At 48.4% G+C, this 15,141-nt stretch carries 12 protein-coding genes; 5 read left to right on the top strand and 7 right to left on the bottom strand.

The window, feature by feature from the left end; translation table 11 throughout:
• The first annotated feature begins 6 nt into the window (after window positions 1–6).
• Complete coding sequence (locus ACXAFQ_RS05785; protein ID WP_474818736.1) at window positions 7–1,395, top strand: NAD(P)(+) transhydrogenase (Re/Si-specific) subunit beta; 1,389 nt, start codon at window positions 7–9, stop codon at window positions 1,393–1,395.
• A gap of 334 nt (window positions 1,396–1,729) precedes the next feature.
• Here ACXAFQ_RS05785 and ACXAFQ_RS05790 read toward each other — a convergent pair whose 3' ends face one another.
• The 4 genes from ACXAFQ_RS05790 to ACXAFQ_RS05805 all read right to left on the bottom strand — a co-directional run bounded on the left by ACXAFQ_RS05790 (window position 1,730) and on the right by ACXAFQ_RS05805 (window position 5,153).
• Window positions 1,730–2,632, bottom strand: a complete 903-nt coding sequence (locus ACXAFQ_RS05790) for a sulfotransferase (protein ID WP_474818737.1) — start codon at window positions 2,630–2,632, stop codon at window positions 1,730–1,732.
• A 136-nt stretch (window positions 2,633–2,768) separates the two neighbouring features.
• A complete protein-coding gene (locus tag ACXAFQ_RS05795; protein WP_474818738.1) occupies window positions 2,769–3,383 on the bottom strand; it encodes a Crp/Fnr family transcriptional regulator in 615 nt (204 codons plus the stop codon).
• Entirely contained in the window at window positions 3,376–4,302 is a 927-nt protein-coding gene (locus ACXAFQ_RS05800; RefSeq protein WP_474818739.1) for a DMT family transporter, read from the bottom strand. Before ACXAFQ_RS05800 ends, ACXAFQ_RS05795 begins: the two co-directional genes overlap by 8 nt.
• A 20-nt stretch (window positions 4,303–4,322) precedes the next feature.
• Window positions 4,323–5,153, bottom strand: coding sequence for an arylamine N-acetyltransferase family protein (locus tag ACXAFQ_RS05805; protein ID WP_474818740.1), 831 nt, complete (start codon window positions 5,151–5,153; stop codon window positions 4,323–4,325).
• 193 nt (window positions 5,154–5,346) lie between these two features.
• Here ACXAFQ_RS05805 and ACXAFQ_RS05810 point away from each other — a divergent pair, with 193 nt between their 5' ends.
• Window positions 5,347–5,979, top strand: coding sequence for an NAD(P)H-dependent oxidoreductase (locus tag ACXAFQ_RS05810; RefSeq protein WP_474818741.1), 633 nt, complete (start codon window positions 5,347–5,349; stop codon window positions 5,977–5,979).
• A gap of 115 nt (window positions 5,980–6,094) precedes the next feature.
• Here the strand turns inward: ACXAFQ_RS05810 and ACXAFQ_RS05815 are convergent, their stop codons facing one another.
• Entirely contained in the window at window positions 6,095–8,491 is a 2,397-nt protein-coding gene (locus ACXAFQ_RS05815) for a TonB-dependent receptor domain-containing protein (RefSeq protein WP_474818742.1), read from the bottom strand.
• A gap of 339 nt (window positions 8,492–8,830) precedes the next feature.
• On the opposite strand from ACXAFQ_RS05815, the gene ACXAFQ_RS05820 reads away from it, so the two are divergent.
• Window positions 8,831–9,319 (top strand): hypothetical protein, encoded by a 489-nt coding sequence (locus ACXAFQ_RS05820; RefSeq protein WP_474818743.1) that lies wholly within the window; start codon window positions 8,831–8,833, stop codon window positions 9,317–9,319.
• The gene (locus tag ACXAFQ_RS05825; protein WP_474818744.1) at window positions 9,312–9,518 is read left to right on the top strand and encodes a helix-turn-helix transcriptional regulator; all 207 of its coding nucleotides are present in this window, start codon (window positions 9,312–9,314) and stop codon (window positions 9,516–9,518) included. The genes ACXAFQ_RS05820 and ACXAFQ_RS05825 overlap by 8 nt, the downstream gene beginning before the upstream one ends.
• A gap of 59 nt (window positions 9,519–9,577) precedes the next feature.
• On the opposite strand, the gene ACXAFQ_RS05830 is transcribed toward ACXAFQ_RS05825, so the two are convergent.
• Both ACXAFQ_RS05830 and glpK read right to left on the bottom strand, forming a co-directional pair.
• Window positions 9,578–11,176, bottom strand: coding sequence for a M28 family metallopeptidase (locus tag ACXAFQ_RS05830; protein WP_474818745.1), 1,599 nt, complete (start codon window positions 11,174–11,176; stop codon window positions 9,578–9,580).
• A gap of 113 nt (window positions 11,177–11,289) precedes the next feature.
• On the bottom strand, window positions 11,290–12,804 hold the full coding sequence (gene glpK, locus ACXAFQ_RS05835; protein ID WP_474818746.1) for a glycerol kinase GlpK: 1,515 nt from the start codon (window positions 12,802–12,804) through the stop codon (window positions 11,290–11,292).
• Between the two features lie 383 nt (window positions 12,805–13,187).
• On the opposite strand from glpK, the gene speA reads away from it, so the two are divergent.
• Window positions 13,188–15,104: a biosynthetic arginine decarboxylase gene (gene speA, locus ACXAFQ_RS05840; protein ID WP_474818747.1), complete on the top strand. Its 1,917-nt coding sequence runs from the start codon at window positions 13,188–13,190 to the stop codon at window positions 15,102–15,104.
• The last annotated feature ends 37 nt before the right edge of the window (window positions 15,105–15,141 follow it).

The following is a 15,141-nucleotide window of genomic DNA, read 5'->3' on the forward strand; positions in this document are numbered from 1 at the left end:
GGGAAAATGGAATCTGTAGCATTGATAATCAATCTGGCGTACGTACTGGCGGCGGGTCTGTTCATTCTTGGTCTGAAACTGTTAAGCCATCCGCTGACGGCCCGTAAAGGGAATATGGTGTCTGCGGCGGGTATGCTGGTGGCTGTGGTAGTGACGCTGCTCGACCATCAGATTATTTCCTATCACTGGATTTTACTGGGCTTTGCCATTGGCGGCGCCTACGGTGCCTGGAAAGCAAAATCTGTCGAAATGACACAAATGCCAGAAATGGTCTCGCTGTTTAACGGCTACGGTGGTTTAGCTTCACTGTTACTGGGCTGGGCGACGGTAAGTCAGCTGTCGACGGTCGGCTTTAGTGGTGCCACGTCTTTTGTGTTGATTACGGTTATTCTGACGCTGTTAATTGGTGGCGTAACTTTCTCTGGCTCTGTGATTGCCTGGGGAAAACTGTCTGGCCGAATGAACGCCAAAGCGGTGATCTTCACTGGCTTGCGCGAGCTAAGCGTTCTGCACCTGGTTGGTTTCTTTGTAGTGGGTTATCTGTTTGTGACCGACCCAACGAATACTGTATGGCTTTACGCCACCATCGCGCTAGCCCTGAGCTTCGGTATTCTGGCGACTATCTCGATTGGTGGTGCAGACATGCCGGTGGTTATTGCGCTGTTGAACAGCTACTCGGGTGTGGCGGCATCAGCTGCAGGCCTGGCAGTTGGCAATACGATTCTTATCGTAACCGGCCTGCTGGTGGGTGCGTCTGGTCTTATCCTGACTAACATCATGTGTAAGGCGATGAACCGCTCGCTGATGAATGTACTGTTGTCTGGTTTCGCGAAACCGGTTGAAGCGGCAGAGAAAATCGAAGGCGAAGTGAAAATCATGGCGGCGCAAGATGCGTTCTATGTGCTAGAAGCGGCGCAGGCGGTACTGGTTATTCCGGGTTACGGCATGGCGGTAGCACAAGCGCAACACGCTGTGCGCGAACTACAAACGCTACTGGAAGAAAACGGCTGTACGGTGGAGTACGCCATTCACCCGGTTGCGGGCCGTATGCCGGGTCATATGAACGTACTGCTGGCTGAAGCCGATGTACCTTACGATCAGCTTTGCGAAATGGACGATGTGAATCCGCGCATGGAAAACTACGACGTAGCCATCGTGATTGGTGCGAACGATGTAGTAAACCCTGCGGCAAAAGAGATGAAAGGCAGCCCAATTTACGGCATGCCAGTTATCGAAGCGTATCGTGCAAAAACGGTGTTTGTACTAAAGCGCTCAGCCAACGCAGGCTTCGCCGGCGTCGACAACCCGCTGTTCTTCAAAGACAACACGCGCATGGTACTAGGTGACGCAAAAGACACCATCAATACCATCATCCGCGAATTCGGCGACGACTAAACGCTTTTCGGGCGGGGAGCCCTCTTGGATAGGAGCGGAGCTGTGTTTGTAAACACGCCGAGATCCCATCCCTGGGGGCTCGACTGCCGCATCCCTGCGGCAGACGGTTTACAAACACAGCTCCTTTTCCCATCCCGGACTCCCCGCGGCGTACTAAGCTATCGCTCTCTTTCGGCTGACGGTTTGGAAACGGAAGAGACTTAACCGCTGTCGGGGCGCACTCTTCTGCCTGCCGCATCCCTGCGGCATCCCTGCGGCAGACGGTTTCGAATGAAAGCACCCCTTCGCTCTGCACGTTTAATCTACCGCTTATCCCTAATACATACCATTCAGATTAAAGCAGTTGCTCGCGTTGTACAGGGGTTCCAGTGAAAGGTGGGGCTGCGGATGTCTGATATACAGCTTGCTGATTGTATTTCATCACAAATGGCATCAGGCAGGCGGGTAGCAGGTAATCATTTTCTTTCAGCCATCGCGCGTCATACGCAATTTCTGAGGATTTCTTTGCGGAGAGTCGCATGGGGTTGCCAAACAAAATGTGATGCTCGGCTCGTCCAAGGTTGCCTGTACTGGAAAGCAACGGAAGTCCTGCGGAGTGATAAACCTGTCCCAAAACATTTTCCACATTAAAGCAGAATTCTTCGTAGCCAATTTTTACCACGTTCAATTCGCTTCTATTCAGCAATTTTTCTCTTTTTCTATTGCCCTGGTACCACTTCAGCATTTGAAACCAATAGTGACCTTTGATTTTTTTCAGCCCACTGCGCTGCTCTGAACGCGCCAGTCGTGTTTGAGAGCTTGCATAAGAGCGAACGTCACGGACCAGAAAGCAAATCTTCGGTGAAAGTAACGGGTCACTGGCAATCAGGTTTAAATGGCGAATACCCTTCGAGGTATCCACCATCCGTTTTTCACCACCATAAACCTTATGGAAATAACGCAACAGTTCTTTATAGGCGAGAGGCACATGACTGTACTTTTCCTCGCCCTTTGCTGGCATTGGCACGTTAGCGCGAATGTGTTCCAGCGCCGGGCCCCAGAATCCGCATTGCGCAGTGGGTTTTCCACAACTGCAAGCATGATTGGCATCGTGAAGCCAGTATTCAGGAGCATGGCGCAAAACCTGAAACACTTCACCCAGTGAAATTAGATCTGGATGACTCGCCAGAGCGATAGAAAAGGCGGTTGAACCTGAGTGAGACAAACTGGTTACGGAAAAGAATTTGTACGGCTTCATGGAATACTTTACCTGTGAGCGGAAACAAGAAAGGACTGTTATTTCGAGTCACGGTAAAGGGGGATGTTCGCTAATTTCGCGGCTTTTACAGGTAATTTACGGTGTTTAAAGTAGGTTTACACTCCTATGTGGCGGGCTATTTCTCGTTAATGATTGTGGTAGACGATTGGTGCGTAAGCCTGGCACGAATACGACTAAGGGCTACGGGCGTGATGCCAAGATACGAGGCGATTTGTTGCTTAGTGAGCGTCTCTTTGAGCTCAGGGTAATCGGCACAAAAGCCTAAATAGCGCAGCGTGGCAGACTGCCTTACCATCATGCTCTCTTTTTCTTCTTTATAAATAAATATGTCAGTAAGAAATTTTGCGTATGCCTGCATAAAAGCCAGATCCGTTTGCATTGTGTGGATAAATATTGGCCAGTGAAAAGAGATCGCAATTACATCTTGTAACGCTTCGATGGTGAATTGCACGGGGGAACCTGTGGTCATGGCGCGGGTTGAACCAACAACCCGCGGTGCCTTTGCCAAAGATTGGGTATATTCTTTACCTTCTTCTGACACACTGTAATAGCGGACCAAGCCGGAATTCAGAAAATACAGGCGTACAGATGGTTCGCCTTGCTGGAATAACCGCTCGCCCTTTCTAAGCACATGGACTTCAGGCTTTAGCGAGAGTTGTGTCCAATCTATACCCGGCTGATAATTGTTGAAGAAAGCTTCGAATTGCTTTTGTAGATACGTTTTATCCATGAAGGTTAACCTGCTTTCTGTTGGAATTGCTGATAAGCCATTGCGCTAAGAGAATCATCACAACGCCCGTTATAAAACCGGGTGACACAATGGTCAAAATGCTGCCTGAAAGTACACCATAACACGCAACCCAAACCGGGATTATGTAACTCACTCCCAACAACATGCCGGCGCCACCGGTAATAATTACTCGTTGTTGCAGCACGAATGTAGCAAGGGTAGTGCCCAACGTAAGATAAATCAGCATGCCTTGAAATTTACCGGATTGCCATTGAACGGCAGCCAGATCGCCGAATGATAAAACCAGTGGCAATAACAAGACTGTGCCGAACAGCATGATGCGATAAGCTCCGCCAAAAGGTGTGTATTCTCGGCACCAACGTTGAACAGTAACAACATGGAAAGCAAGCAGGAAACAACCGAACAGGTAAATCACATCGCCAATGTGCCACTGAAGTGATGCGTCACTGCGCAGCATCAGTACTGTGATTGCTCCCAAGCTACCAAGTATAAAGCCCTGCCACTGTTTACTGGCGGTCTGAACGCCCAAAAGAGAGCCAAGTGCAGCGCCAATAAGTGGCACTAATGTATACAGCACAGACGTATTTAACGCCGACGTTGTAGCAAGAGCAGTAAATAAACACACGAAGAATCCAACGAGCCCAGCACTTACCAGCAGCATTTTGAGGCCGGCTTTAATGCCTGTGAACAGCGGTGTAGCCGAGCGTCGTCTTTGCCAAAAATAAACCGGTGTCATCACTATTAACGCAAAAAGAAATCGCAGGAAGGTAACAGCTAAGGGCGAGGCGTAGTCAGTTATCCAGGCGGAAACAATAAACGAGGATGCCATCAATAGCGACCAGCTGAGTGCCGAAAAATAGGCATGCAAGTTCGTTGTTTTACTTGCTGGCGAATGCATTAACCTGCTGACATTTTTCATCACTGTGCACCTTTTTTTGATTGCTCGCAGCAGATATGCGGGGACACATATCGCTCGAACAACAGGTTGCAAATAGCGCTGTCAACTGACAATCGGAACTCGCCGTTAAGTACCGATTCAAGTTGATTAGCAGACTTAATGGTTGAGCGTTGCGTCTCATCGTCAGCGAACGTAGTAAGTGTTTGATTTACTAAATAAAGGCTTTGATTTTCGCGATTTAGGCTAACCACTAGATTTCTGACAAATACCGCATCCGGGTGAGAGATGGAGTAATGATGTGCGGCCGTGCAGTCTGCATCAGAATAAGTGGCAGAGTCAAACCGGTAGAGGATGAAAGGGGCGTTGTCGCGGATTTCCACGACATCGTATTCGTTTTCGTTTACTGGCAGAATCTGATAATGCTTGCCGCCTACGTGCTGAATGCAGTTCGTATTGACTTGCAATGGACCAAGCGGCACTGACGCGCCGAAGCCACAGTCCACCAGATAGATATCACCGTTTAGTCTTACTAAAGTAATGCGGTGCGTGCGTGGCACATCGCGAACATGGTTGTTAAGTACACGGGCCATCATCAGACGGGTGTCATAACCCAGTTGATTCAAACAATGCATTAGCAACTTATTGTGCTCGAAGCAAAATCCGCCAGCCTGTCGTATTACAATTTTGTGAAATATCGCGTCTAACTCCAGCGACATAGGCTCGCGCAGTAACACGCCTAAATTATTAAAAGTATGAGTCGCAATGTGGCGCCGGGTTAACGAACACAGGAACGAGAGCGACGGCTCATGTGGAGCGCACAGGTTTAGTTGTGTGAGATAAGCGTCAAGCATAGTAAGTCTCTGGAGTAATAAGTTGAGACCACTGTAGCCCACCTAAAACCTTGAGAAATTAACCTGAGTTAATCTCAGAACAAATTTAGGTTTTGCCGCAATTCAGAACAAATTTCTGTGTTTTTAACCTAAGTTAATTCCATATTAGGGGTAACCGGTTAAAGTAGTGTTTTACCTTTCACCGGAGTTCGCCATGAGTTTACTGTCTGCATTATCAAACCGTTACGCTATAAAACAATTTTCTGACAAGAAGGTTGATGAAGAGAAAATAAAATCCATCACCGAGGCTGCCCGTTTGGCGCCCTCTGCGTTTGGTTTGCAGCCGTATCGCCTGATCGTGATTACCGATCGCGAACTGCTTGGCAAACTGGCTGGCGCAGCATTTAATCAAAAGCAACTGCCTACTTGTTCGCACCTGTTTGTATTCGCAGCGGAAACATCGATCACTGAAGGCACCGTTGATGCCTATTTTGCCCGCACCTATGAACAAACAGACAACGAACCGGGTAGCCTGAATGGTTATGCTGATTATATTAAAGGTTGGGTAAGCAGCCAGCCTGCCGAGGCACTGGCAGAAAGCGCCAAGCATCAGGCCTTTATTTCTTTGGGGCTGCTCATTGGTGAAGCGTCGCTTCAAGGCGTAGATTCCTGCCCGATGACCGGTTTTAATCCGGCGGGCTTTGATGAAATTCTGGGACTTGCCGAAAAGGGCCTTTCGGCAACCGTAATTTGTGCAGTAGGTTACCGTGAAGAAGGTGAGGCAACGCCTCAGAAAGTCCGCTACGCCAGTGAAGACTTTGTTATCAACGGCAACAAATTAGCGTAATGCGCATTAGCTAAAAATAATTGCTATTAGCATAAACAAAAAAGGGGGCAGCCCAGTGGTTGCCCCCTTTTATTTTGCATCTTTCGTAGTCAGAACGTAAAACGCTAGCTAGAACTTAGAACTTAACGTTTACGCCAACCCACAGGTTACGTGCACGGTCTTTGATGTTGTAGTCGTCTTGGAATACCACTTCACTTACCGCACCACGGCCAGTAACGTACTCGTAAGTGCCGTCGCCGTTCAGATCGGTATACTCGGTGGTGTAAGACGTAAAGTCTTCATCCAGCAGGTTGTTAATACGGGCGTTTACAGTTACGTATTCGTTGAATGTGTAACGGGCACCCAGCGTCAGTAACTGGTAGTTTTTGTAGTACAGCGGCTTGTTAAGTACGCTGTCCCAACCGCGGTAACGGTCTGAACGCAACTGGCTTTGCAGATACACGCCCAGCGCATCAGTAACATCCCAGTTTATAGTGATGTTAGCCATGTGCTCTGCGGTATTGGTCAGCGGCTGACCTTCTTCCGGACCACTCTTCTGTTCGCTGTCAGTCCAGGTGTAGTTGGCTGTTACAAACCAGTCTGTGCTGAATTGATAACGACCTGCCACTTCAATACCTTGCAAATCTACTTTGTCGATATTGATTTTTTGGCTGTAAGTTTCGTAACCCAGTTGGTCGTACTCACCCAGGTTAACGCAAGGACGAACGCCGCCAGTCACTTCACAGCTATAAACTGTATCACCGCGCGCGATTTTGTCATCAAAGCGGGTGTTGAAGTAAGTGATGTTAAAGTTGTGACCCGCATCACCTGTCCAGTACGCTGCAATTTCGCTGTTCACACTGGTTTCTGGCTGGAGATCCGGGTTACCGGCAAACGGTGAAGTCCCCTGACCACCAAAACCGGTGATACCGTCGTAAAGGTCAGTCGTGTTAGGTGTTTTATAACCTGTGCTCACACCACCTTTCACGGTCCAGTTGTCGTTGAAGGTATAAACGGCATATAAACGTGGAGAAACCTGAGTGCCGAATACGTCGTGCTTGTCGTAACGAGCACCGGCTGTAAGCGTCAGGTAATCGTTAGGGCTCCAGTTATCTTCAGCAAACAGTGACCACATTTTCTGTTCCTGAATCAGGCCCGCCTGAGAACTTTCCAGACCGAAAACGCCATCGCGCAGTTCACCATCAATTCTCTGACCGCCCAGAACGATGTTGTGGTCGCCCATTACGTCCGTTACCGGAATATCAATACGTACGTCCAACGTATACTGGCTGCTTTCTAGTGGACGCTTAGGTCGTGGCAGGAAAGTGTCTTCTGCAATGCCTTTACGCTCTTCTTCGCTTAAACCTTCGTAAGCGCCAGTTCCGTCGTACATTTCCTGAAGCAATAAACGTTCGGTAACGCTTAACGGCAGAGTTCGGCCATCGTTACTGGTATCAACGTGAGACAGGGCAATCATGCTTGAGAAGCCATCGAACTGACCCTGATGCGTAATCGACCACCACTCACGATTAAATTCCTGATCGTCAGCATAACCGGCGCGGGGGTTTACCACACCACGTCTGTCAGCCCAGATAGAATCGATGTTATCTCTTGTACCCAGCGGATAGGTTATTTCACCGGTGTCGAGATTGTATGAAGGTGTATTGTCGTAAGTTTGATTTGAGTTGTCGTAATCAAACTTGAAGCTCTGGTTTTCAAAAGGCGTGTAGAACAGTGTAAAACCGAATTGTGCACTGTCGCTGTCTACCGTTTTGCCGCCGCTACCGAAGCCAAGCTGACGAATATGCACATCGCCGTTAGGGTCAATATCGGGAGCGAATTCAGGGTTCGATGCCTGACGCTCATACATGCTGCCGCGAACACCTAATGAAAGGAGGTCTTTGATTAGTGGGCCCTGCGCGAAAAAGTCCGTGGTGATGTCATCGCCAAACTGATCGTCGGTTTGAATGCTACGGCCAAAGTTGATGGAGCCACCCCATTCTTCAGAGCGCTTTTTGGTAATAACGTTGATTACGCCGCCCAATGCATCTGCACCGTAAAGCGTAGATGCCGGACCACGAATAACTTCGATACGTTCGATAGCTTCCATTGGAGGAACGTGACCAAATGCGTTACCGCCAAAGTTATTCGGATAAATATCACCGTGGTTATTCATACGTACACCATCGATGAGCAGCAACGTGTACTCACCGGTTAAACCACGCATACTCACTGAACCCTGGCCGGTTTTATCGCGGGTTGTACCAATATCGATACCTTCCTGGAACTGAACCGCGTCAAGCAGGGTAATGAACTGACGAGATTGCAGATCTTCCTGGGTAATCACAGAGATACTGGCAGGAGCTTCGGTAAGCTTTTGCTCAAAACCGGTTGCCGTAACCACAAGGCGTTCGATGTCATCACTATCCGGAACAACAACAGGGGATTCCTGAGCGCTGACTGAAAAGGTGAAAAGGGCACTGGCAATTGAAGAGGCAATGAGTGTTCGTTGTGAAAATGGCTTCGACTTCATGGTTTTAACGTTCCGAATAAGTGAGGCTTGTGTTGTAGTTTAGTGTGAAAATCGCGGGGATATTAACAGTAGCTAATAAGTAACGCAATGCAAATGAGAGTGGTTTTTATTTAGATTGCAATATTCTTTGCATATCTTTGCTTTTCTTTGCCTAAAGTCTAACTCAGCGTACCAGTGTGAAAAACAAACAGTTGACAGCATGTAACCTTTGGGTATCATTGATACCTATAGGTTACATATGTTCAGTAAGGGTGTCATTTGTAACTGATAGGTATCTGCAATGGTGGCAGGGAGCAGTAGCCACAAATAAACACCAAACGTAAATAAAGGATTAAGGCAATGACTGATAAAACACTGGAAAACATGAGTGAAGTGGATGTAGAACAAACCGTACTCAATTTAAACGCCAAAGCGATGCTGACACTGGCGGTATTCATTGGTGCCAACCTTCTCGAAAGAATGCTGATCGATCCGGCTTTTGTCGTGAGCGTAATGATTTCAGCAACTCAGCTAATTACCATTGTGTGCTGTGTGGTGATAACCCTGCGCTTCTCGAAGTTAAGTAAAAAACTATCCGCCAAATCTTACTGGACCATGCAGTATAAAGATGAGTATGTCGATTATGTCAGCGGCGTTAGTCAGCGCTTTGCTTTTCAGTTTCTGCTGTTAGGTGTACTCATCGTGTCATTGATTGGTGGTGACGGTGGTCTCATCCTCACCGGGGCTTTCTCTGAATTTGAGCTGCTGGAAGTGTGGACGATACTGTCACTTTTTCTTTATAGCGGCATCATACTGTATATGTTTCGTGGGGAATCCGAAGATGAATGAAGAGTTAGATAATCACATTCATAAACTCAGGCAAGCACACAAAGTTTCCCAGCAAGAACTGGCCGACGCCATTGGGGTATCCCGCAAAACCATCAGCACTGTGGAAACCGGACGCTTTACGCCTTCAGTGGTGATTGCGCTGAAAATTGCCCGTCACTTCAATGCACCTATTGAATCGGTTTTCGAGTTAAAAGAATAAAAAAAGCCCGGCAGATTAACAACCTGCCGGGCTTTGTGTGTTTTGTCAGTCTGAAATAATCAGCGGCCAGAGGCTTTTCTGGCTGCTTTAAAGTCAGAATCTGCAGTCCACTTCGGCCAGTCACCATTATTGGCCAACTCTGCCATTATCTGGCCCATCAAATCCAAATCCTGCTTCACGCCACCTAAGTCCCAACTTGGGAAGTAATCGTCGGCAGCTTTGTGATAGCGCTGGGAAATAAAAGTAGGGTCAGTGTCGCCCAGGCTCATGAACAGATATGAAGGAATGCCCTGTTTGGCCGCGGCGAAGTGATCAGAGCGGAAGAACAGACCATTTTGCGGGCGAGGATCGGGTTTAACGTAACGGCCCTGGGTTTTCGCTGCTTTCGCTACATAGTCTTCCAGTTCCGACAAGCCATTGCCGTACTGCAGAATGTAATCCACAGACTGATTCACGTTCATACCGTCGATGTTTAAAAACGCCACAATGTCCGACGCTGGCACTGGCGGGTTTTGGGCAAAATGCTCTGCACCAATCAAGCCGGTTTCCTCGGCGGTGAATGCGCCGAACATCAAGGTGCGGTCAAACGGCTTTTTCTCACTCAGCGTTTTCATCACCCGGGCAAGACCAAGTACGCCGGCTACGCCGGAGGCGTTATCCACAGCGCCGTTCATAACGACTTCCTTGCCGTTCTCAATAGCTTTGCCGATGTGGTCCCAATGGGCATGCAGCGCGACCCACTCATCCGGCGATTTTGCACCAGGAATAATACCGGCTACGTTGCGCGACTGCTTTTTCTCAATGGTGTTATGCATCTTCAGTGAAGCATGCAATTTCATGTCGACCGCTTTAAAGCCGGGCTTAGATGCCTTCGCTTTCATTTCACGGTAGTCCATCCCCGCCGCTTTAAAGACTTTCTCTGCAGCCCGTAACGTCATCCATCCCATCACACCGATTTGTGACTGGTTTTCGTTGTCGTCGATAAGCGTGTATTTGGTGTTGGTATTGGAGTTTTGAATCACCCCCCAGCCGTAGCCTGCAGGCATGGTCTCATGAACGATAAACACCGCGTTCGCGCCTTGGCGGGCCGCTTCTTCGTATTTGTAGGTCCAGCGGCCGTAGTAGGTCATGGCGTTGCCGCCGAAGAAGTCAGGGTCCTGAGAGACAAAACCCGGATCATTCACCAGCATGATCACGGTTTTACTTTTTACATCCACACCTTCGTAGTCGTGCCAGTTATATTCAGGTGCAGTAACGCCGTAACCGACAAACACGACATCATCATCAACGGTAATGTTGTCGCTGATGCGCTGCGTACGTGCAGTGAACTCGCTGGCGTTGGTCAGTGTTACATCGTCGAATTTCAACGACATATTCTGGTCTGCGGTGATTTTAGCTAACGGGACAGGCTGGATGTAGCTATCGCCGAATGCTGGCGCTAAGCCGATATCTTTAAACTGTTTTACCAGGTATTCAATGGTCTTTTCTTCGCCTTCAGACAACGGAGAGCGGCCTTCAAATTCGTCGCTCGCAAGTGTTTTCACATCTTCGCGATATTGTTGCAAATCGAGCGCTTCGCCAATTGATGAAACGGACGTCGCGCAAAAGGCGCTGGTGGCAGTGAACAGTGCGCTACCAAAAAGTAAGGGTTTAAACATGAGCCAGAAAGTCGTTGTTATTCAATGCCCAAAGCCTACTTAAATCATATCGGGCTCTCAATACCTCTCGGGTTAACTGTGCTCTGGTCAGGATAAAATGGGGCACGCTTCGTTCAATTACATTCCAGGTTCGCTTCTGCCTCGGCCATGATCAGTGTGGCTTTTACTGCCGCTTGCCAACGGTGTTGACGCTTTTTCTTTAAGATATCGTCTACTTCGGGCTCGAAGGTGGAGTCTTGAGGGTTTAACGCAGCAAAATCTTCAATGTTGTCTTTTAATCCCGCGTGTAAACCTGCCAGGTAAGCCGCACCAAGCGCGGTGGTTTCCATCACTTTGGGGCGATTCACGGTAATGTCCAAGGTGTTAGCGAGAAATTGGCAGAACCAACTATTCTGTACCATGCCGCCATCGACATTCATGGTGGTCGTATCGATACCATCGCTACGCATGGCGTTCAGCAAATCCTGAGTCTGGTAGCTCACCGATTCGAGGGTTGCCCTTACCACATGGGCGGCGGTTGAACCGCGTGTCAGCCCAAAAATGGCTCCCCGCGCCAACGGTTCCCAATAGGGTGCACCGAGTCCGGTAAATGCCGGTACCACTACTACCTGATGATCTTCTTCTACCTGACGGGCGAGCTTTTCCGAGTCGGCAGCGCAAGGCAGAATGCCCAGGCTGTCTCGTAACCACTGAATAGCGGCGCCGGCAACGAAAATAGACCCTTCCATGGCGTAGCATGTTTTACCGTTTAAGGTATAAGCCACTGTTGTCAGCAGGTTCTGTTCTGAAAATGCCGGTTCTGAACCCGAGTTCACCAAAGCGAAACAACCCGTACCGAAGGTAGTTTTTGCTTCACCCATCTTATAGCAACCCTGACCAATCAAAGCTGCTTGCTGATCGCCGGCAACGCCGCAAATAGGAATGGATTCACCAAATTCGGTTGTATCGAGCTTGCCAAAATCGTCAGCGCAGTTTTTAACCTCAGGAAGCAGTGAGGCTGGCACATCAAACATTGCGAGAAGGTCGTCATCCCAGTTCATATCATTGATGTTGAACAGGTTGGTACGACTGGCATTGGTAGTATCAGTCAGGTGTTGTTTACCACCGGTTAAACGCCAAATTAAGAAGCTGTCGATAGTACCAAAAGCCAGTTCTCCGGCTTCGGCACGTTCCCGGGCGTGTGGTACGTTGTCTAATATCCAGCAAATTTTGGTGGCAGAAAAATAAGGGTCACAGCGTAGTCCGGTACGCTGATGGAGCCATTCTTCCTTATGCTTTAGTTTATGACATTGGTGGGCGGTGCGTCTGTCTTGCCACACGATAGCAGGATAGAGCGTTTTACCGGTTTCACGCTCCCAAACCAGTGTGGTTTCCCGTTGATTGACTAAACCAATACCTGCTATTTCAATCGTATTTTCATGGCAGTAAGCCATAGCCTGTTTTAGCGTGGTTACAGTGGTTTGCCAGATATCTTCAGGATCGTGTTCAACCCATCCTGGTCGCGGATAATGCTGAGGATATTCTTCCTGCGCGGTAAATACCGGCGCAAATACGCTATCAAAGACAATAGCGCGTGTTGAAGTGGTGCCCTGATCGAGAGTAATGATGGCTTTGTGGACTGCACCCATGGCGGCATCCTTATTTTTTGAAATTCTCATTATTGTTTTCGAGCGTTTTATAACAATAGCTTACGAATGAGATCGGAAAAGAGTTTTTACCGGTATCAGGGAAAGCAATTTATACAAAATGACTCACATTTGCGATTGCCGTCTATCGGAGTATGGTTACCATTTGGTGCGCTGTATTTTCTGCATGATTGCAGACTCGAAGGTACAGTGCTTGTTATGAATATAAATGCGTTTTTGTGCCATAAAATTAATGCGAAAAACGACGATTTTCATAGCACTGACATTTCAGAGCATTATAATGGCGCCCATCAAATGACGTAACATCCACAACTCGCCTTGTCTGCAATCCCGACAGGGCGTTTACTTTTGTAAGGTGAATAGAATTGGCTGAGTGGAGCATCGAAGAAGCGGAAAAATTGTACGGCGTCTCACGTTGGGGCGGCGGCTATTTTACCATTGGCGAAAACGGTAACGTACACGTTACACCGGTTCCCGCCGATCCAAGTATTCGAATCGATTTTAAAGCAGTACTTGATGAAATTCGTGACGAGGGCGTTCAGTTCCCTGTTGTTGTGCGATTTCACGATGTATTGCGCTCGCAAGTTGCATTTTTGAATACCATTTTCCGCGACACCATCGCTGAAGCTGACTATAACGGCCAGTATCACGGTGTGTATCCGGTGAAGGTAAACCAGATGCGTGAAGTGGTTGAGGAAATCGTTGATGCTGGCGAACCGTTTAACTACGGCTTGGAAGCAGGCTCGAAAGCCGAGTTGATCACCGTACTGGCACTGAATACCAATGAAGAGTCGTTAACCGTTCTGAATGGCTATAAAGACGAAGAGTTTATGAAGCTGGCACTGCTGGGCCGTAAACTGGGTCGCCGTATTGTCGTGGTTATCGAAAAGTATTCTGAACTGACTCTGCTGGTTAAAACCTCAAAAGAATTGGGCATTGAGCCAATCATCGGCATGCGCTCGAAAATGACCGTAAAAGGCCGGGGTAAATGGGAAAGTTCTGGTGGCGAGCGGGCCAAATTCGGTTTGACCGTTGCAGAAATTCTTAAAGCCGCACGCTACCTGCGCGAAGAAGGCATGGAACACTGCTTTAAACTGCTGCATTTTCATATTGGTAGCCAGCTTACCGATATTCGCTCAGTGAAAGAAGCCATGACCGAAGGCGCGCGCATTTATGCAGAACTGCATAAGCTTGGCTTCCCGCTGGACTATGTAGACGTTGGTGGTGGTTTGGGTATCGATTACGACGGCAGTGCCTCTACCAACGAATCGTCACGTAACTACAACATGCAGGAATACGTGGCTGACGTGGTTTACGGCATGAAAGAAGTGTGCGATCTGGAAGGTGTGCCACATCCTAATTTGGTAAGTGAGAGCGGCCGCGCAATTACTGCGCATCATAGCTGCGTGATCACTGAAATTGTGGGTGAAATCCGCTCTGATATGGCCGAAGTTGATACCACACCGGTGGATGGCGAGCATGTATTTGTACGCAATATCCGTGAGCTGTGCGAAACCTTCGACACGCAAACCAACATGCAGGAAGTATTCAACGACGCATCGCAGTGGAAAGAGCAGGCCATGGATGCATTTAAACTGCGTGTTTTGTCTCTGGATGAACTGGGTAAAATTGAAACCCTGTACTGGCGTATTATGATTCGTCTGCGTGACTACTACTCCACAGCCGATTATGTGCCAGAAGAAATTCAGAGCCTGGATTACAGCTTGTCTTCTCAGTACCTGGCTAACTTCTCCGTTTTCCAGTCTGCTGCAGATACCTGGGCCATCGATCAGTTGCTGCCGGTTGTGCCGGTTACCCGCATGAACGAAAAGCCAGATGTAAATTGTTCCCTGGTAGACATCACCTGCGACAGCGACGGTAAAATCGATCAGTTCACGGTAGGCCGTGAAATCACTGATATCCTGCCAATGCACAAGCTGAAGAAAGACGAACCCTACTATGTAGGCTTGTTCCTTACCGGCGCGTATCAGGACGTAATGGGTGATATGCATAACCTGTTCGGCCGTTTGAACGAAGTACACATTTACAGCTACGACGACGATCCACAAGACTTCTACATTGAGGAAGTGGTGAAAGGCTCATCAGTGCAGGATGTACTTGAAATCATGCAATACAATCCTCGCGCCATGGCGTCTGATGTAAAACGCATGATTGACCGTCAGATCTCAAGCGGCAACCTGAACCCTCGTGAAGCGGTGAAATGGACCGACTTTTATGAGAACTGTTTAAGTGGTTATACCTACATGAAAACCCGCTCTTAACGGTGTTTAGTCGCGTCCATTAAGCGCTCATGAAAAA

The organism is Alteromonas sp. ABH2_165, assembly GCF_056159945.1.